Raw genomic sequence first — 19,598 nt, 5'->3', positions numbered from 1 at the left:
TCGGCCTGCTTGGCGACCAGCGAGGGCACGGTCATGAGTGCGGCGACAGCATTTTTCCGTGGGTTTGATCATAGAAGACATCTGCTGCTGCGTTCGGGAGGTCCCCTGCATCGAACGTGCCAGAGCAAAACATCAGCAAAAGCAACGGAAGGCAGGCTTGCGATCCTGTCGAGTATCCAACATCGAGGCCGAAACCTTGCACCGGCGCCGATTTTTGCACGTAATCGTACTTTTCGACTTCATAGCGTTGCAGGCGCTCTTGGCACTTTCCACACGGCCGTCATCGAGGGCTGGCCCCGGCGCCGAGTGTCGATCCCTGAAAAGGAATTTCCGTTATCAAGGTCCTCATGAGGACTATCCCGACATGGTCCTGCATTACGGCGACACGACGGATGCGGCAAACCTGATCCTTCTCCGGCAAGAAAGCCGGACGAAATCTACAATCTGGCTGCGCAAAGCCACGTGCAGTCTCCTTCGGGACCGGGAATACACCGCCAATGCCGATACGCTCGGCACGCTGCTGCTGCTGAGCGATCCGCATTCTTCGTCTCGAGAAAGAAACGCGGTTCTACCAGGCGTCAACTTCCGAACTCTTTGGTTCGGTCCAGGGCATCCCGCAGCAGGAGAGCACTCCGTTTTATCCACGCTCGACCTATGCGGTGGCGAAGCTCTACGCCCACTGGATCACCATGAACTACCGCGAGGTATACGGGCTCTATGGCATCCTGTTCAATCACGAAGGGCCGACGCGCGGCGAAACTTTCATCACGCGCAAGGTGACGCGTGCGGTGGCTCGATCATGGCCGGCAAACAGGACTGTCTCTATCTCGGAAACCTGGAAGCAAAGCGCGACTGGGGCTCGGCGCGCGCCTATGTCGAGGGCATGTGGCGCATCTTGCAGCATCAACCTGACGATCTCGTGCTGGCAACCGGCGAGACACACACGGTCCGCACCTTTGTCGGGGCTTGCCTTCAGGCGAGTCGAAAAGGAGCTCGTCTGGGAGGGCGAAGGCGTTGACGAGGTGGGCCGTGAACGCATGAGTAATCAAGCGCTGATCCGGATCGACAAACGCTGTTTCGGGCCAATCGAGGTTGACCGGCTGATCGGCGATGCCTCCAAGACAGCCGACAAAACTCGATTGGAAACCGAAGACCGCTTTCGAGGACTTCGTCTCGGAAATGGTCGAGGCTGACTGCCGCGCCTACGGGATCGTGTTAGCGTGAGTGAAAACACGATGACTTCGCGGGCATGTGCATCTTGCCGTTTCAGGGACGTCGGCATTTCAGGCCCGCCGCGGTCAGCCGGCGTCAGTCAGTTCTATCGTTTGGATCGGCAAACTCACACATCCTGCAAAGCAGAAAACCAGCCGCTCCATTCATGCGATCGACGATTTCGCAAAAAACTGGGCTTTTAAAGAGATCGCCATATTCGTCGCATAGAAGGTTGCCCAATACGTGACGCCGCTCAAAATCCATGGAGCAGAGAGTACCTCGCCGTTTGGAAGGAGTACATTCCGATACTGCCGTTCGTCCACGCGTATCAGCGCTCCGACGACTGGCTGCCGTGGTTCTACAATCTTTGGGTCTACGCTTCCACCCCTGCTGCTCACCGGTCGCGCGTGAACTGACAATATGAACATCCCACGATGCATCCGGTGGTCGTCGTTATCTCCAAAACTCTGCCGGCTGGGATAGCAGAGCGCAGTTCCGGTAAAATCATTCGTTGTGACTCCCACTCGTCTTGGTCATGCATAACGTCCAGTATGGTGTCTTTGGCTTCATGACACCGACGGTCAAGACAGTCCGAATGAGCCCAGCCATCTCCGCCTTGGCAGCAGTCAACAGCCGGTTTCCTCAATCTGCCGAGCGGACTATCAACGAACTTTGGGCGCATCGGCGCGGCAGGGCGGCGCAACCGCAAAGTCGCGCGTCAGCCATTGCCAAAGATGTAGCCGTGACCGTTGAGCGGGCGCGCCGCCGAGATGGCGCAGCAGACCATCAATCGTCTCGCGTTCTTATGCGGTCAGCCCCCACTCAATATTGCAGCATCTCCAGCAAAGGCCGTGCCAGCGCGCTTAGCCGCAGCAACTGCACGAGTAGGCTTCGAGAAACCTCACGCCCAAGGCGGCCGGTGGTTTTGGACCAGACATGTTTTTTGTCGCTGTCAGCTTTTGGACATGCATTTCAGACGCTTGAGGACAGACTTGGCTGTCTCCCCTGCGGTAATGTTGGCGTCGGCTCATCATCTAGCATCATTTCGGCGCCGGCTGTGTGCGCGGAAGATCTACACGACCTGACCGCCGCGTGCAGCGACTGCCTGCCGGCTCATAGCTGATCTTTTCTCCTGGAGCCGGCGATGGGGCCAGGCCGTCGAGTGCGTGCTGCCGGATGCTGCGTATGCTGTTTGGCTAGACGGCGGATACCGCGTCACCTCCATATTTTTTCGCGAAGAGGTTTGGTGGCGTCGCAGGCCTTCTTGCTACCTCACCGCAGTGCTCGGGAATTCGTATCTGATCCGCATGAGGCGAAGACCTTCTCTCTCTCGACTGGCTCGCCGAGGCCGTCTGTCCTCGGGCACCGAACGATTTCTCATTTGGCATGGCGCATGCGCGTCGATCCGCAAACCCCGTCATGAGGACAAATCGGAGCTGGCCGCCACTCCACCTCCTCCTACCACGAGGTCAGACGGGAAGCAGCGCCTTCAAATGAGGAACAAAATCACTTTATCTCGAATCTTGCCTCTCGATCACAACCGGAGCCATGGAACCGCGTCCGCGACCATCGCCTCGCGCCCCAAGGCAATTGCCCAGCGCAAATGGCTACGCGCGATTACGCCATGCATCCCTTACGAGGCTACGACAGCACCTCGGAGAGCCTCGCCGCCATCATGCAGACCGATCTAAGCCCACCTGATCCAGCACAAAGGAATTTCAAACATGCACCAAGATACCGTCCGTGGGAAAGCTTTCGCCATGCCCCTGACCAGCCCGGCCTACCCGGCCGGCCCATATCGCTTCCGCAACCGGGAGTATCTGATCATCACATATCGCACCGATCCGCAGAAACTGCGCAACCTTGTGCCGGAGCCGCTTCAGGTGTGCGAGCCTATGGTCAGGTTCGAGTTCATTCGCATGCCGGACTCGACGGGCTTCGGCGACTACACGGAAGGCGGACAGGTCATCCCTGTCTCATTCTGTGGCCGCAGGGGGAGCTATACCCACTGCATGTTTCTCGACGACCATCCGCCGATAGCGGGCGGACGCGAGCTGTGGGGCTTTCCCAAGAAGCTCGCTAGCCCAACGCTCCGAACGGAGACGGATACCCTTGTTGGCACGCTGGACTACGGGCCGGTCCGCGTCGCGACGGGTACCATGGGCTACAAGCACCGAGCCGCCGACCTCGCGAGCGTGAGGGCCTCGCTCGCTGAACCGAACTTCCTCCTCAAAATTATCCCGCATGTCGACGGCACGCCGCGCATCTGTGAGCTCGTGGAATATCATCTAGAGGACGTCCATTTGAGGGGCGCCTGGACCGGCCCGGCAGCCCTGAACCTCTGGTCGCATGCGCTTGCCCCCGTCGCCGAACTGCCGGTGCTGGAAGTAGTCTCGGCAGTACACCTCGTCGCAGATCTCACGCTCGCGCTCGGGAAGGTCGTCCACGACTATCTCGCGGAAGCCTAGCCTCGCCATCGGAAAGGAAGAACCATGAACTTTTACAGTGATATCTCATTGAACCAACGCGATGGGGAGCTGGTGGACGGCTTCTCGACAAGGAACGCCACTGACAATCTCATACAACGTCTTTCCAGCTACCTAGCCTTAGAGGACATTCCGCCGCTTTGCAGCGAGTGCAGGCGCCTCGCGAGTAAGAGCGATTGCCCTTGCCCATCCTCCCTGCTTTTGGTGCAACATATGCTCGCTGCCGTTTACCAGCGGCTTGACGCCATTGACTGCCTCTCAGAGCAAGGCGCCATAAGACTGAAGGCTTTTACCGATTATCTGGCGGCGGTCGTTCGAATAGCTTCAGAGAGCGGCGACGCGGCACCCTGGATTGATCTAGCAACCCGGTTTAGCGCTCTTTTCGATCCCGACGAGGTTGCCCATTGATCTCGCGCTTATCGCTTTTTCGTGGAACGAGCAGTCTCGTCGGCAGATGCGTCATCGATCGCCAGCGGCGTGCCGGCGCATATGCGAGCGTAAAAGCGCCGAGCAGCCGGTGATGTATCTCGAACGTGACGACGCCGATTGGCGCGATGCGCGTTGGCTCGGGGCCCTCGTGCCCAAGCATGGGTGCGTTCCCATTCCACGGCATCGTACTCGCGATCCCGTCTGTGGAGTGCTCAAGCAAACGAGCTCGAGCGAACCGCCCCAGGTTGCGGATTTAGACAGTCGTTGATGGAGTTGGCTGGCGAATTGGCGCGTTCGGCCTTCGGTTGGAAGACCGGTTTGAGGGGGGCCAACGAAACGGAATTGGCGAAGCCACGCTGGAGTATGCCTTCACTGGGGTCGCGTCCCTACACGTGCTGTAGCGCAGCGTTCGCGAAGCCGCTCGCGAGCGCGCCCTCATAGCGCTGAGCGGGCGAGCGGCTTCGGGGCGGGCGCAGAGGCTGGGTAGACTGGGCCGAACTCACCTCACCCGGTCCGGCCACGACATGCATCGCCAAAAGCAAGGACCCCGCTGACCGCGCCCGCAAGAGGGGAGATTGGCCGTCATCGCTGCCTTCGCCAATCTCCAAGGCTAGAAGTTTGGAGCCGCCAGTGAAGCTGCCGGCCTCCCCCCTTGCGGGGGAGATGGCCGGCAGGCCAGAGAGGGGGGCTGTCCCGCCAGCGTTAGATCACATTCAATTCCCTGAACGCCCGCCCTTCAGCGACACGGCTGTACCCAAACGCCGAGCAGTCCACCGTGCGGTAGCCGCCGTGCACGATCAGCTCGGCCAGCGCCTTGCCGACCGCCGGCGCCTGCTGCAGGCCGTGGCCGGAAAAACCATTGGCGAAGAGGAAATTCTTAACCTGCGGATGCGGGCCGATCACCGCGTTCTGGTCGAGCGTGTTGTAGTCGTAATGGCCGGCCCAGGCGCGTGTCGGCTTGATCCTCGAAGGCGGGAATGCGGATCGCCAGCACCGGCCAGATCACCTCTTCGAACAGCGGCCAGTCGGACTCGAAATCGCCGGGGTCGGCGGGACCGTCTCCCTCTTCCGGCTCGGCGCCGCCAGTGATGTAGACCGAGCCTTCCGGACGGACATAGATGCCGGAGGGATCGACCAGCAGCGGCATATCAGAATATTTGTCGCGCGCCTCGAAGACGATGACGTTGCGCTTGCGCGGCTCGACCGGCAACACCAGCCCCGCCATGGCAGCCACCGTGCCGGCATTCGGCCCGGCTGAGTTGACGACGATGCCGACTTCCAGCCTGTCGCCATTGTCGAGGCTGACACTGGTCACGCTCTGGCCGTTCCACCTCCGCCTCGCGCATGACTGGAGAGATTTCCGGCGGGCGTCGCCTCCCGAGCAATGCTTTTCATGTTCGTTACTCTTCGTAAGATCGATTATTTCGATGGAGCCCATCTACGTATGAATGCAGGCGTCACAGTAGAGCTTTGAACAGCATCGGTGCGGGTCCGGAACCGTCATCGAGCCAAAAACAGCGGCAATGTCGGCTTTTCAAAGATCCATCTGGTCACACCGCCAAAGAGCCGCTCACGCAGCCGACGGCTGCCATAGGCGCCCATGACGATCATGTCCGCAGAAATGTCGATTGCGTGCTGCGCAAGGACCGTGGCCGCCGATTTGCCGGCACTTGGTAGGAGGTCAACCGACACCCGAGCACCGTGCCGAGTGAGATAGGCAGCGATGTCGGCTCCAGGCTCCGCACCGTTCCCGTTGTAGTTGGCCTTCGGATCGACCAGGGCGACACGAACTTCCTCAGCAACGCATAGGAGGCCCAGCGCTTCTCGAACCGCACGGGACGCCTCGACTCGCGAATCCCAACCGACCAGGACGCGCCGTGGCCACAGCGTCGCCTCAGCCCCCTTCGGCACAACGAGCACCGGCTTTCCCGTATCGAACAAGCAGCCGTTGACCACAGGAGGTCCGAGATTCTCGTCGTTGAGGAGCCCCGGTCCGATGATCGTGAGGTCGGCGCAGAGCGCCCGCTGTCGTGCCACTTCACCGAGGCTGGCCGGATCGTAATAGTCGGTGTCAACGTCATAGGCGAGCGACATAGATTCCAGCAGTTTCTGAATATCTCTCGAGCGTTTTTCCAGTCTGACCGCGTTCTGTGTAAATCGATCGATTTGCCGAAACCGATCGTTCAATCTGGCAATTGCCTGTCGACGTGCTACCGGCCACTCTGGGACACCATCTCCGATCCGCCGATGCGACATAAGGAGCATCGGAGGGGGTATGATCAGTACGGAAAGATGCGCGCCGATCTCCGCACACAAGCCGGCAGCAGTTCTGACGTCCCGATCGGAATGGTCAGCGCCGGTCGAACAGAGTACCGTTTTAAAGCCCATTTTCCTGCTTCTTCCTGAGTGTTCGATGAGGGCGTTTCAGGCCGCAAGACCGGCTCACAGCGCGAGGAAAAGGGAGTGGCACCAGACCCGGCACTCGATTCAGCCGTCCAGCTTCTCAAGCGAGTAGCCGGCCGACCTGACGGTACGAATGACGATACCGGTCGAGGCCGTCTCCAGTGCCTTTCTGAGCCGACTGATATGGACATCGACTGTGCGTAGACCGACATGGATATTGGCCGGCCAGGCCCCGCCGATCAGCTCGTCCCGGCTGAAGACCTTGCCGGGAGCCTCCAGCAAATGCCGCAGCACGTTGAACTCGATCGGTCCGAGATGGATGTCATGGCCATTGCCGCAAACCCGGTGGGCATCGAGCTTCATCTCAAGGCTGCCATAGGAAAGCCAGCTGTCGTTTTCAATCCCGTTTGAACCCGGCTTCGGCAGCGCCAGCCTCGTCCGCAGATAATCGAGCAGCTTGGCCGGCGCCATTGGCCGCACAAAGCTCTCGTCAATGCCGGCCTTCAACAGATCAAGGTGCTGGTTCTCGGCGCCGGGCGCGATCAGGGCAATGATGGGCAGGCCGCCGGTCCGGGGTTCCCGCTTGAGCCGGGCGCAGATTGCGGACCCGGTAAGGCTCGTTGGACCGCAGTCCAGCACCACGGCCTGGAATTCCCGTTCGTCGGCCTTTGCAAGCGCTTCCTTGGCGCCGCCTGCCGGCTCACTGACGAAGCCGTCCACCTCCAGTATGTGGCTGAGGAACAGATAGAACTCCGCATCTTGCGAACAGATCAGGACGAGTGGCTTCATCAGCGGCACCCCGAGAACCACATTGGCCTCGACCGCGTCGGCCGTGTGGGCTGGCCATCGCGGCTCCTCAAGGCCTGACATGATCCTCTTGCTCGAAAATTGGTTTCATGCCCGTGCCACCTCGGGATACGCGTCGATGGCTGCGATGGCATCGTCGACCAGTTTCGTACCGGCGGCGGCGAGTTTGCAGAACGTCTCGAAGCCGAACCGATGGACGTCGCGCACGGTCTTGGACAAAACGACCAGCCGCCCGGCGGTGAAAAGCACGCGCCCGAACCCCTCATGGCTCATTTCGATCATCGGCGATGCCATCAGGCCGGAGCGCTCCTCGATCGCAAGGGCGACGGCAGTGTAAAACTTGTCGAGCCTCCACAGCACGTCCGGATCGGGATCGCCGATGATTGGGATCGTACGACGCCGTTCCTTACTGACGATGAAGTCGGCCAGCAACTCGGCGTCCGCTTTGCCGTCCCACGACCCGTGGGAATCTTGAGCAAGGATCAGCCGCACGAGGCACTTGACGAACGGGCTGGCAAGGGCCGCCTCGTCATCGTTGACAGCAGGGCTGATCGCGACTTCAAACATTTTGCTCTTTCCTTGTTTCAGTCCTCATCCTCGAAGGAGGGTTTCTTTTCGGCGACACCAGCTTCGGCCAGCACCTTGCGCAGCCAGGGCGGAGGACACGTTCTCAGCATCATCTGCGTGCGCAACAGCACCTCTTGGATGGTTTGTGGCTGCGGCACCTTGATTGGATGGATTTTTGCCGAAATAACCTTGGCTGCCGAAGGCCCGCCGATGGCCAGACAAAACAGCAGATGGCAGCCCTTCAGCGCCTCCACCTTCGGCGTGACGCGGTCATCGCCCTTGGTCCGACGCTTCCCGCTCTCATCGGAAACGTCATCGAAGGCCACGGCTTCCACGAGATGCCACTCCTCGCGCGTCACGTCGTAGACAGCAAAGCGCTTGGCCGACCCGAAATGGGCATTGAGATTCGTCATGTCTTGCGTGGCGATGGCTACGCGCAATGCGCCTGCCCGTCGGTCCGTCATCGGTGCGTGAACCTCGTCAGTGACGAGTGAGAGGCGACGAACGGAGCTCATCTGGCATTTCTCGTTTCCGGAATAGATCAAGCGCCTCAGGCGTCGGCGCGTGCTGGTTGGCCTGAAAGATATTGGCAACATCGAAGATCAGGTCGCGGGTCCCCCGATAGAGGATTGTGAGCTTGTGCTGGCTGCCGAGCCGGTCGAAGATCGGGAAGCCGACGCGCATGAGCGGAATGCCAAGGCGTCGCGACGCCTGGCGACCGTGGGAATGTGTTACGAGAAGATCCGCGCCCGCTGCAAGAGCTTCCAAATCGCCGAGATCGCCGATCTGAACCCACTCCGCCGGTACTTTTTGCAGAATCTTCGACATATCGGTCGTCGTGACCGCCGCCGCGATGTCACAGCCCATGCCGGTGAAGAAGGTTGCGAGTTGATAGAGTTGGTCTGGTTCAGCAGCGATCGCAATTTTCTTGCCTCCGAAATGGAAATGTCCGTCGAGCAATGCATCCTCCAATTGCGCCCGGTGACGGCGAACCCGGTCCGGCACCGCCGCGCCCGAAACCGCCGATAGCAGCGAGACGAACCGGTCGACGGCCTTTAATCCGGTCAGCGACTGGAACACCGCGTAAGGCACGCCGGTCAACCCGTGCAGCGTTTTCGCCGGGTGGCGCATGTGCTCGCCGATGACGATGCATTGCGCGGCCGTGCCAAGCTCGCGGATTTCCTCGACGCTGGTGCCGCCATAGGTAGTGGTTACCCAGCGGTCAGGAACCGTGCCGTCGAGCGAGCCGGAGACGTCCGGCAGGATAACCGGCTGGAGCCCAAAACTTTCAACCATGTCACGCAAATGCTCGACGTCAGCGACAGTGAGGTTGCATCCGGGCAGGATCGCGATCTTCTTCGGCTGCCGGGTCCGTGCGCCCGACCGTGTAATCCCTTCGATCATCGCCGCGACAGCCTTGGCCCAGCCTTCTTCGATAGCGCCGCCGAAATCAGGCGTGTTGGCCAGCACAACCTCCGTACCCGCGAGCTCTTCCGCATGCTTCAGCTTGACGTTGGCGATATCACCCGCGCAGTCTTCGCCACGGGTCTCCACCAGCGCGGTCGTGCACACTCCTATCAGCTTTGGCTTAGTGCGGGTTTTGAGGTTGAGGATCGCCTCTTCCAGATGGTCCGCTCCGCCGAGTATGGTTGCCACCTCATCCATCGCCGTTGTCTGCAAGGGGATCGCTTCCTTGAAATGCCGCACGAAGAGCACGAGCGCGAAGCTGGTGCAGCCTTGGCTGCCATGGAACAGGGGCATCGCACCCTCGACTCCAAGAAAAGCGAAGGCGGCACCCAGCGGCTGCGACGACTTCAGCGGGTTGACCGCCGCTGATTTGGTATTGCGAAGGATGCGGACCATCGGATTTCCTCAACGGTTGCCGAAGCGGTGAGCCGTCGCGCCGGGGAATTCATTGAAGGCGTTCACAGTCGCTGTCCCGTTCTTCGTGCTCGCCAGATCGTCCTCCCCGGCAGGCTGGGAATCCCATGGCGCCGGCTCCCGCACCTGGCCCCAGATCGGGTTATGAATGGCGAGGTCGATCTGCCGTACAAGTTCCACCATGCCGTCATAGCCGGCATAAGGATGTTGGCGCTCCTGGTTGATATCGAGCCAGGGTGTCTTGGCCTTCAGGGCGACGAATTGCGTACGCCCGCCCGACAGCATGATATCGGCCTTGTGTTTTGAGAGCATGGCGTAGAGATCGCGCGCTGCCATCTGCTCGAACATGTGGTTTTCGTCCTTGAGGATCCGCTTGATCCGCTCCTTGTCTTCGACGGTGGATTTCTTGACCGAGGTGCCGACGATCTCCATGCCGATCTCCATCAGCGCGTGGACGACTGACCAGGACTTCACACCGCCCGTGTTGAGCAGAACGCGCTTGCCTTGAAGCCGCCGGCGGTAGGCCTCGAGCTTCTTCCACGCAATCGCCTCCTGCTCAGCGATCAGCGTGTCTGTGCGATCGAGGATCTCCGCATCGGCGCCCTTCCTCACCAGCAGCTCAGCAATGTTGCGAAGTGCCTCCGAGGTATCGGTTATGCCGTAGAAGGAGCCCTCGAAGAACGGGATGTCCCAGCGCTCCTCCATCTTGCGGGCCAGATTGATCATTGCGCTCGAGCACACCAACATAGCCGCCTGGGCGCGGTGCGCGGATGCAACGTCGATGTAACGCGCATCGCCCGGAATGCAGGCGCGCACCCGGATGCCGAGCCGATCAAGCAGCGGCTTCACCAGCCAGAATTCGCCGGAGAGGTTGAATTCGCCAAGGATGTTGATGTCGTAGGGCCCGGCGTCGTCGGGTTCCACCGTGCCGATGACATGATCGAGCAACGCTTCGGCGGCAAGTTTGTTGCCGAGGTTCTTGGAGCCGGCCAAGCCCGGAGCATTGATCGGCACCACGGCCAAGCCGAATTTTTCGGCCGCGCGTTTGCACACGGCCTCGATGTCGTCGCCGATCAGCGCCGTCACGCAGGTCGAATAGACGAAGACTGCCGGCGGCGCATATGTATCCTTGATCTCGCGGATCGCCCTGAAGAGCTTCCGCTCGCCCTGCCCCATCACGACGTCGAGTTCGGTGAGGTCGGTTGTGAAGCTTGTCCGCCACAGGGTTGGCCCGGACGAAGCTGCGCCTCTGTTGTCCCAGGAATTGCCCTCGCAGGCGAGCGGCGCGTGGACCAGGTGCGCAACGTCGGTGATCGGCTGCAGGACGATCTTGGCGCCGTCAAAGGCGCAGCCGCCGGCTGCCGCCCCGGGGGTCAGCGGCTTCGAGCAGCCCTGCTTGCGCGCTTTGGCATCCTTGCCGCGGTTGGTATCGCAGGCGGGCTCGTCGAAAACGTCGTGGATCTTGGCACTGAGCGAGGTCATTGCGTCAGTCTCCGAAGTCCATTGGGCAATGGACGGCCTCGACGAAAAGCCGGTACGGGCTTAGCGGGTGAGGTCATAGGAATAGTCCGTCACGCCCGTTTCGCTCGTCTCGCGATCGAGCTTGTCGAATATCTTGTCGAGGATCGTCGTCAGCACGCGTAATCCACCCTGGTAGCCCATGAGGGGAAAGCGATGGTGATGGTGCCGGTCGAAGATTGGAAACATCAGCCGGATCAGCGGCGTGCCGGTGTCGCGCTCCAGATACTTGCCATAGGAATTGCCGATTAGCAGGTCCACCGGCTCTGTAAACAGCAGGGAACGCATCGCCCAGAGATCCTTGCCCGCCCAGATCTGGGCATCCTGCCCGAAGGACGAGGATGCAAGCAATTCCTTCATCTCGGCCTCCCAGGCCGATGTGCCGTTGGTCGCGAGGCAATGTGTCGGCTCGCCGCCGGTCTCCATGACGAAGCGGGCCATGGCGTAGACGAAGTCCGGATCCCCATAGATTGCGTACTTCTTGCCGTGCAGCCATGACTGGCTGTCCGCCATGGCGTCAACCAGTCGGCCGCGCTCCATCCGGATTGTCTCGGGGATCTCCTGGCCGGAAATTGCCGAGACCTTCATCAGGAATTCGTCGGTCGCCTGGACACCCAGCGGATAGTGGAAGGATGCCGTCGCCTGCCCGACCTCGTTGCAATATTCCATCGTCTTGCGGGTGTTGTAATGCTGCAGCGACAGCGTCGCCTCCGCGTTGAGTGCCCCTTTCACGTCTTCGATCTTGGTGCCACCGTCATACATGCGGTATTCGCCGTCCGACGGCGTGTCGAACTGGTCTGAGGCGTCCTGAATGACGGTATAGGTGACACCCATCAGGTCGAGGAGGCGCTTGAGTTCCCGGTTGTTTCCGACGCAGAATCCGTCGAAGCCTGGAATGATGTTGATGGTCCCAGCGGCTTGCGAGCGCTCGCTGCCCTTCCAGAAATGCTCCAGCACGCCCTTCACCATGCCGTCGTAGCCATCGACATGGCTGCCGACGAAGGCAGGCGTATGAGCGAAAGGCACGTCGAAGTCGCACGGGACCGAGCCTTCGTTCTTGGCGTTCTCTATGAAGCTGCGCAGGTCGTCGCCAATGACCTCGGCCATGCAGGTGGTCGAGACGGCGATCATCTTGGGGTCGTAGAGCTTGTAGGTATTGGCGAGCCCGTCGACCATGTTCTTCAAGCCGCCAAACACTGCCGCGTCCTCGGTCATCGAGGAGGAAACCGCTGACGAAGGCTCCTTGAAATGTCGCGACAAATGCGAGCGGTAGTAGGCAACGCAGCCCTGGCTACCGTGGACGAAAGACATGGTGCGCTCGAAGCCCGCGGCCGCGAACACCGCACCGAGCGGCTGGCAGGCCTTGGCGGGGTTTATGACGAGCGCCTCGCGAGCGAGGTTCTTTTCGCGGTATTCCCAAGTTTTGGTCAATTCGCGTTGATCGGTGACGATCTGATCAGGGTGCGGACATTCGAAATTCAGTTTCTTCTCGGCAAGCATTTGTCTGTATTCCGGCTCGCGGAACAGGGGAGCATGGTCGAGAACTTTTTCGGCCGATTGCGGCATGGTGGTCACCTTTTCCATCTGGCCGCGGCAAGCGGCAGCACAGGGACATCGAAACTTTGAAGGGCCTCCGCGGATCGAGTGCCCCCGAGCATTTATCGGCCTCCCTGCCTGGCAGGGAGGCCAGTCCTCATTCGGCGGCGACCGCCCTCAGCGGTGCGTCCTTCATCTTCTTCCACGGCGCGCGGTAGAGACCCCAGACCGGGTTGTTGATGGCCAGATCCATGTCGCGGGCGAAGATGGCGAAGCCGTCATAGCCGTGATACGGGCCGGAGTAGTCCCAAGAGTGCATCTGGCGGAACGGGATGCCCATCTTCTGCACCGGGTATTTCTCCTTGATACCGGAGCCAACGAGATCAGGGCGGATGCCTTCGATGAACTTCTCCAGTTCGTAACCGGTGACGTCGTCATAGAGGAGCGTGCCATTCTTCACGTAATGGCCGGTGCGCTGGTAGTCGTCGTTGTGGGCGAACTCGTAGCCGGTGCCGACGATCACCATAGCGAGGTCCTCGTAAGCAGTGATGACGTGACGAGGACGCAGCCCGCCGACATAGAGCATCACCGTGTTGCCTTCGAGGCGCGGTCGGTACTTGGCGATGACGGCATCGACCAAGGGCCGGTACTTGGCGATGACCTTTTCGGTCTTCTCCTCGATTTCCGGGCCGAAATGCTTGGCGATGTTGCGCAGGGAGGCCTCGATCTGGGTGGGGCCGAAGAAATTGTATTCCATCCAGGCGATGCCGTACTTTTCCTCCATGTGCCGGCAGATGTAGTTCATCGATCGGTAGCAGTGGATCAGGTTGAGCTTGGCCTTGGGCGCGCGCTCTATCTCGGCGAGTGTGGCGTCGCCCGACCAGTTGCCGACCACCCGAAGCCCAATCTCTTCGAGCAGGATTCGCGAGGCCCAGGCATCGCCGCCAATGTTGTAGTCGCCGACGACGTTGACGTCGTATGGGCCGGACTCGAACGCGACATCGTCCTTGTCGAAGACCCAATCGCGGATCGCATCATTGGCAATGTGGTGGCCGAGCGATTGTGAAACGCCGCGGAAACCTTCGCAGCGCACCGGTACAATCGTCTTTTCGTGCTCCTTGGCCTTCTTGCGCGACACTGCCTCGATATCGTCCCCGATCAGGCCGATCGGGCACTCTGACTGCACCGAGATGCCGCCACTGAGCGGAAACAGGTCCTCGATCTCGTCGATGATCTTTTCCAGCTTCTTGTCGCCACCGAAAACGATGTCCTTCTCCTGGAAGTCGGAGGTGAACTGCATTGTCACGAATGTGTCGATGCCTGTCGTGCCGACGTAATAGTTGCGGCGTTGCGACCAGGAATATTGCCCACAACCGACCGGCCCGTGCGAGATGTGGACCATATCCTTGACCGGACCCCACACCACGCCCTTGGAGCCGGCATAGGCGCAGCCGCGGATTGTCATCACGCCCGGAATGGATTTGATGTTCGATTTGACGTCGCATTCGGAAAGGCCCTTGTCCTCCCCTTCGGCCTCGTCCTTGCTCGTTGCGACACTGAGGTGCTTCTTGCGACGCTTCGCCGCCTTGTCTGGATATTGGGACAGCACGTCTTCGATAAGCTTCGCATGCAAAGCGCCGTCATTCTCATAGTCGAGGCCCATGGGACCTGCCCCTTTCAAGGTTCGGGTAACGCCTCGCCAACGAGGCCTTGTTTCGTAAGAAAGGGGCGCCAGGTCACGGTCGGCGCCCCCTGTCGGTAGCGGCGGTTACTGAGCGACGGCCAATTTCGCTTCCTTGGCCTGAAGCTCGGCAAGCATCTGCTCGTCCGTCTTCATGATGCCGAAGTCGAGCAGCATGTCCTCGAGCTCCTCCATGGTGATTGGGGTCGGGATGGTGCCCTGGCCCGAATTGACATGGATCTTCTCGGCCAACGCGCGGTACTCCCCTGCCTGTTTGGAGTCCGGCGCATATTGGATTACCGTCATCTTCCTCAGTTCGGCGTGCTGGACGATGTTGTCGCGCGGCACGAAGTGGATGAGCTTGGAATTGAGCCTGGCGGCCAGCGCCTCGGAGAGGTCGAGCTCGCGGTCGGTCTGGCGCTCGTTGCAGATCAGCCCGCCGAGCCGCACGCCGCCCGAATGGGCGTATTTCAGGATACCCTTGGCGATGTTGTTGGCGGCATAGAGCGCCATCATCTCGCCGGACATGACGATGTAGATTTCCTGGGCCTTGTTTTCGCGGATCGGCATCGCAAAGCCGCCGCACACCACGTCGCCCAGCACGTCGTAGGAGACATAGTCGACATTGTCATAGGCGCCGTTTTCCTCGAGGAAGTTGATCGAGGTGATGACGCCACGGCCGGCGCAGCCGACACCCGGCTCGGGGCCGCCGGACTCCACGCACTTGATGTCTTTGTAGCCGATCTTGAGCACGTCCTGGAGTTCAAGGTCTTCCACAGAACCTTCCTGGGCGGCGAGATGCAGAACCGTATCCTGCGCCTTTGCGTTCAGAATCAGGCGGGTGGAGTCGGCTTTGGGGTCGCAGCCGACGATGAGGATCCTCTGTCCGAGGTCGACCAGAGCTGCGAGCGTATTTTGAGAGGTGGTGGATTTGCCGATGCCTCCCTTTCCGTAGAATGCGATCTGACGCAGACCTGACATGTTGCTTTCCTTCCTTCTTTCCATCCGTAGCGGCTACCCGCGACTTGAATGCCGGTCGGCAGATCCCGGCGCCTCGCACTGATCGTTTCAAAACTCGTGCCAATTTGGCCGGCTGGATCGAAGAAGAAATTTTATGATTGCTTTTCAGCTATTTAACATTTGGCAAAAATATTAAATTGGCTAAATAAACTTGTGTCGCGGGCCCGACAAAGGCGACAGGAGATGTGGGATGGCGTTGAGTGAGGCCGGCAATCGCCTTGAGATGACGTTGCTCCGGGCCGGCGTCGGGAAGCCTCCAGGGAAAGAACCCGCGGGCATGCAGAGCGGTGAAGAGCTGTTGTGGTCGTGACGCCCTCGTCCATGGCGGCGCGGGCGTAACCGGTTAGCCGATCCGACTTGTGAACTCGGTGAACATAGAGATTCGTCAGCGTCACGAGGGCTCGCCGCGCACTTCCGGATAGCCCATATTCTTCGTCTTCGAGCCAATCAGTTTCTGGTAGGCAACGTTCGCGACCCGCAACGCTGTCTCCGCAGCCTTGTTCGCCTCGCCTGCGAACTTCAGGCGTAGACCACGCTTGGACACTAGGTCAGGCAGGCCTTCGCCGACGTCGTCGCCATCGGCAAGAAGCTCTGGCGTTCGCTTGATGAGACCGTAAATTGCGTGGACGACCTCCTGGGGTGTGGGGAAGGACGCACCACGAGAGAAAAGCGCTCATAGGTATCGAGGAGCGCCGGTTCGTGGAGGAACCGGAATTTGAGGGAGAAGATCAAATGAGCGTCATCATTAAAGATAACGGAAGAGTGTCATTCGTGGCATTTACCCGAGGTGCCCACGAATTGTATGCCACCGCTTGGCGAGCCAACTTTTTCATGAACTTAGCGACACAGCGAAAGTTGCGATTATACGGTACGCTTGGCGCTCTTGCTTGCCGTGGACCCATCATTGCGGTCACAACGAAGTCGTGCGCTTCAATTGCGGTGCCAACTCTTTCCTGCGATTATTGGCGAAGGGGAGCGGGCGATGATTAAAGGCTCAATTGCTGGATGCTTGTTGGTTCTGACACCGCTGCCGGCATTGGCCGGCGATTTCGGTGGTCTGACGTTAACTTCGACGTGCGACCAATATAACGAGTCATCAGGTTCGAACCGCGCCGGCTTCGTCCACGATGTCGGACGACACAGAAGTCTGGACAACGAGATAAGGTTGGACTCGTGAAGCGCTCTGCACCGGTAGCTTCCTTGACCGCTGTTACGAAGCACCTCGACCATTTCGAGGATGTTGCCATCCTAGCTTCGGATCTGCGAACGCTGCCTCGTCTGCGTTAGAGAGAAGTGGCCAATTATGCCTCCTCTGCTACATCTGGGGCGGGTGCATCCACCGGGCCTTTCTTCTTCCGTTTCTTTTTCTTTCCCTCTCCGGCGGCCGTCTCGTCGCTGATGAAGATCACACTTCCCGGAACATCCATAAGATGCAGCGTTTTCATTCCCCGCATCAGACTGATCCGTGAAAACAACGGCAGGTTCTGTGACCGACCTGCGGGGTCCTTTCGTGTCACGATGCCGAAAACGATACGGTACTTCCGGCCGCGGATGAGAGCGACCAGAGGATCGCGCAGGCCGTCGGCATCGCCATCCCGAATCAGCGCTTCGAGCTTGTCGACAGCCTGTTCTTCAAGTCGCATTAGTTGGACCGCGTTTATGCCCTGATTGAACAGATGGCTCAGCTGCGCCGACAGGGTCGAAACCTTGATATGGTAGAACGCGGCGACGCCCTCGCGCGCGGCCAAAAGGTCGCACGGCTCAATCTGACTCTGCCCGTCCGGGCTAATGTTTTTCCTGTCAAGACAAACAACGTCGGCGTCGCCGGCGGCAACCGCTTCGTTATAGTCCCCTTCACTGCCATGATCGTAGGCCGGGAGATCGCTTACCGCACAGAGCGGGTCGAGATAGTTGCTGAGGCGCGTGATGTAGTCATTGTCGATCTTGTACCAGTTGCCTTCGCAGAGATGAAACGTCTCGCCTTTGGCGCCTTCCAGCGAGGTGTCGAACACAAGGCTTTTGAAGAGGCTGTAACGGTCCCGGCTGTTGCCCTCCTCATCGGTCAGGACGAGTGCGTGGCGACGCAGGGTCTCGACGTCCATCGTTGCCTGATTGACCTCATTCGCGTCGAGATAGTGGTAGTAGTGTCCGATATAGACGTCGTCATAGACCAGGCTGCGGCCCGCACCCCCGAACGCGACGTAGAGGTTGTCGCTGTAGTTGATGATTTCAGGAACGGTAACGTTCAGGTCGGGATTGCGGGCATGAAAGGCTTCCAAGAGCCGACCGTTGAGCGCCTCGACCTGAGCCGGGTCGCGCACGGGGGCAATATTCTGGATTTCGGGAAAAGCCGTTTTGTAATCATCGCTTTGGTAGAGCGCGAGTAGCTTCTCGCAAAGTTCCGCCAACCCATCCGCCGCCACGTCCGAGCTGATGCGCAGGTTGCTGCCGCCTGTCGCATGCTTGAATAGTTCCTTATATTCGTCACGCACCTTGCCCGTTAGACTGCGGAGAATGGTGCTGTCGCGGTCGAAATCGAAAAACGTCAGTTCGGACTCAATCGGGAGTTGGGTGCGCTGACGCTTGGCAGCGCCGGGATCAAGCGTGTCCGTGCTTTTGAGCTTGTGAGGATCAAGACTGTTTAGCGTAACTCGTAACCCGAAATCATACTCGAAGCTTACGTCCAGCAAGTTGTGGGCGACATGGCCGAAGGACAGCGCGAAGCAGCGCTTCGCCACAGGCAGAAAAATAAGCGCGCCTTTGTTCACCTGCGGCAGATTCTTCTCGATGCCGAAATAGGCCTTCCACCATGGCGGGCGGGGTTCGCTGTCGAGAACGAAAAGCAACGCATCCTTCGGCAGCGCCTTGGCGTTGATATCGTCCGCAAGGGCATGATCTTCCCGCAAGGCATTTGTCGCATCATAGCCTTCCTTTAGAAGGTAGATCGAAAAAGACCGGCTCTTGGTCATGCCCCCCCCGACAAGTGATGCGCTTCGCATCCCAGATAATATTCCTGCTTGAGAAGCATTTAATGGGAATAACTGAAGATGGTCAATGTTCGTCAAACACGAATAAGATGAAGGCGACACCTTACTGACGTTGTGAAATATCTTGTACACAGAATCGTGCTCTACCGCGATGGGATCGCCCTACTTAAATGGCCGGAAACGGTCATCTCAAGTTAGTTGCCGAACTAGCTGGAACCGATAGCAAGCGAGCGCGGCTGGGTCGGTTTTGCTTGCCGAACCCGTCGGAGCGCGATTAGATCGCGTATCAGGTGAGAATGGGTCCCGCATCAGACCGCAACCTTGCCGGCAGCAAGTTGCGACAGCCCGTCGTCTGCCGAAAGCTTCCCGACCGCGAACAACCGATCAGCAACCGCTCGGCGTACCTCTTCATCATGGAAGATGCCGACGATCGCTGCCCCGCGCGCCTTGGCTTCGGTGATGAGGTCGACGACGGTAGCCCGGTTGGCGGCGTCGAGAGAAGCCGTCGGTTCGTCGAGGAGTAGGATGGGGTAGTCGACGACGAAGCCGCGGGCGATATTGACACGCTGCTGCTCGCCACCGGAGAAGGTTGCTGGTGCGAGCGGCCAGAGCCGTTCGGGAATGTTGAGACGCGTGAGCAGCGTTTTGGAAAGCGCTTTGGCCTGGTCGGCCGAGATGCCCTTGGCGATGGCGGGGCCCGCGACGACGTCGAGGGCGGGCACCCGCGGGATGACGCGCAGGAACTGGCTAACGTAGCCGATCGCGCTGCGGCGGATTTCGACGACCTCCCAAGGTTCGGCGGCGAGAAGATCGACGGTTTCGTTCCTATGTACGACGAGGATCTTGCCGGCATCCGGCTTGTAATTGGCGTAAAGCGAGCGCAGGAGCGTCGACTTGCCGGCGCCGGAAGGACCGACGAGGCAGACGCACTCACCGGCATTGACCGTGAGTTCGATATTGTCGAAGACAGGCAGGACAATGCCGCCCTGGGCGTGCAGCGTGAAGGTCTTGGCAAGGCCAATGGCGCGAAGTGCGGGGTCTGTTGCTGAGGATATCACCAAACAATTTTCC

At 59.7% G+C, this 19,598-nt stretch carries 13 protein-coding genes and 2 pseudogenes; 3 read left to right on the top strand and 12 right to left on the bottom strand.

All coding sequences use genetic code 11. From position 1 onward, the window contains the following. Nucleotides 1-334: 334 nt before the first annotated feature. The 3 genes and pseudogenes from ACLGL5_RS11790 to ACLGL5_RS11780 form a co-directional block, all read left to right on the top strand. Nucleotides 335-1,224, top strand: a pseudogene (locus ACLGL5_RS11790) (GDP-mannose 4,6-dehydratase); the annotation flags it as partial. A 1,712-nt stretch (nucleotides 1,225-2,936) separates the two neighbouring features. Beyond that, nucleotides 2,937-3,680, top strand: coding sequence for an acetoacetate decarboxylase (locus ACLGL5_RS11785; RefSeq protein ID WP_069091082.1), 744 nt, complete (start codon nucleotides 2,937-2,939; stop codon nucleotides 3,678-3,680). A gap of 24 nt (nucleotides 3,681-3,704) precedes the next feature. Then, nucleotides 3,705-4,106 carry a hypothetical protein gene (locus ACLGL5_RS11780; protein ID WP_069091081.1) on the top strand — a complete coding sequence of 134 codons (402 nt, stop codon included), beginning with the start codon at nucleotides 3,705-3,707 and terminating at the stop codon, nucleotides 4,104-4,106. Between the two features lie 723 nt (nucleotides 4,107-4,829). On the opposite strand, the pseudogene ACLGL5_RS11775 reads toward ACLGL5_RS11780, so the two are convergent. From ACLGL5_RS11775 to phnL, 12 genes and pseudogenes are all read right to left on the bottom strand, one after another. Next, a pseudogene (locus ACLGL5_RS11775) lies at nucleotides 4,830-5,451 on the bottom strand (NAD(P)/FAD-dependent oxidoreductase); the annotation flags it as partial. 176 nt (nucleotides 5,452-5,627) lie between these two features. Continuing rightward, complete coding sequence (locus ACLGL5_RS11770; RefSeq protein WP_069091080.1) at nucleotides 5,628-6,515, bottom strand: universal stress protein; 888 nt, start codon at nucleotides 6,513-6,515, stop codon at nucleotides 5,628-5,630. 99 nt (nucleotides 6,516-6,614) lie between these two features. Then, on the bottom strand, nucleotides 6,615-7,400 hold the full coding sequence (locus ACLGL5_RS11765) for a response regulator transcription factor (RefSeq protein WP_069091079.1): 786 nt from the start codon (nucleotides 7,398-7,400) through the stop codon (nucleotides 6,615-6,617). Nucleotides 7,401-7,424: 24 nt separating this feature from the next. After that, a complete protein-coding gene (locus ACLGL5_RS11760; RefSeq protein WP_006331754.1) occupies nucleotides 7,425-7,904 on the bottom strand; it encodes a NifX-associated nitrogen fixation protein in 480 nt (159 codons plus the stop codon). 17 nt (nucleotides 7,905-7,921) lie between these two features. Further along, nucleotides 7,922-8,419, bottom strand: coding sequence for a nitrogen fixation protein NifX (gene nifX, locus ACLGL5_RS11755; protein ID WP_069091078.1), 498 nt, complete (start codon nucleotides 8,417-8,419; stop codon nucleotides 7,922-7,924). Further along, the gene (nifN, locus tag ACLGL5_RS11750) at nucleotides 8,385-9,767 is read right to left on the bottom strand and encodes a nitrogenase iron-molybdenum cofactor biosynthesis protein NifN (protein ID WP_069091077.1); all 1,383 of its coding nucleotides are present in this window, start codon (nucleotides 9,765-9,767) and stop codon (nucleotides 8,385-8,387) included. The genes nifX and nifN overlap by 35 nt, the downstream gene beginning before the upstream one ends. Nucleotides 9,768-9,776: 9 nt before the next feature. Continuing rightward, the gene (gene nifE, locus ACLGL5_RS11745) at nucleotides 9,777-11,267 is read right to left on the bottom strand and encodes a nitrogenase iron-molybdenum cofactor biosynthesis protein NifE (protein ID WP_069091076.1); all 1,491 of its coding nucleotides are present in this window, start codon (nucleotides 11,265-11,267) and stop codon (nucleotides 9,777-9,779) included. A gap of 60 nt (nucleotides 11,268-11,327) precedes the next feature. Continuing rightward, a complete protein-coding gene (gene nifK, locus ACLGL5_RS11740; RefSeq protein WP_069091075.1) occupies nucleotides 11,328-12,869 on the bottom strand; it encodes a nitrogenase molybdenum-iron protein subunit beta in 1,542 nt (513 codons plus the stop codon). Nucleotides 12,870-12,996: 127 nt separating this feature from the next. Beyond that, a complete protein-coding gene (nifD, locus tag ACLGL5_RS11735) occupies nucleotides 12,997-14,502 on the bottom strand; it encodes a nitrogenase molybdenum-iron protein alpha chain (RefSeq protein WP_069091074.1) in 1,506 nt (501 codons plus the stop codon). 105 nt (nucleotides 14,503-14,607) lie between these two features. Next, nucleotides 14,608-15,501 carry a nitrogenase iron protein gene (nifH, locus tag ACLGL5_RS11730; protein WP_069091073.1) on the bottom strand — a complete coding sequence of 298 codons (894 nt, stop codon included), beginning with the start codon at nucleotides 15,499-15,501 and terminating at the stop codon, nucleotides 14,608-14,610. 1,340 nt (nucleotides 15,502-16,841) lie between these two features. Continuing rightward, the gene (locus ACLGL5_RS11725; RefSeq protein WP_069091072.1) at nucleotides 16,842-18,509 is read right to left on the bottom strand and encodes a DUF6119 family protein; all 1,668 of its coding nucleotides are present in this window, start codon (nucleotides 18,507-18,509) and stop codon (nucleotides 16,842-16,844) included. A gap of 326 nt (nucleotides 18,510-18,835) precedes the next feature. Next, nucleotides 18,836-19,585: a phosphonate C-P lyase system protein PhnL gene (phnL, locus tag ACLGL5_RS11720; protein ID WP_069093277.1), complete on the bottom strand. Its 750-nt coding sequence runs from the start codon at nucleotides 19,583-19,585 to the stop codon at nucleotides 18,836-18,838. Between the last annotated feature and the right edge of the window lie 13 nt (nucleotides 19,586-19,598).

The sequence above is a fragment of the Mesorhizobium sp. U510 genome (assembly GCF_059180695.1).
This window is presented reverse-complemented; position numbering and strand designations above follow the sequence as displayed.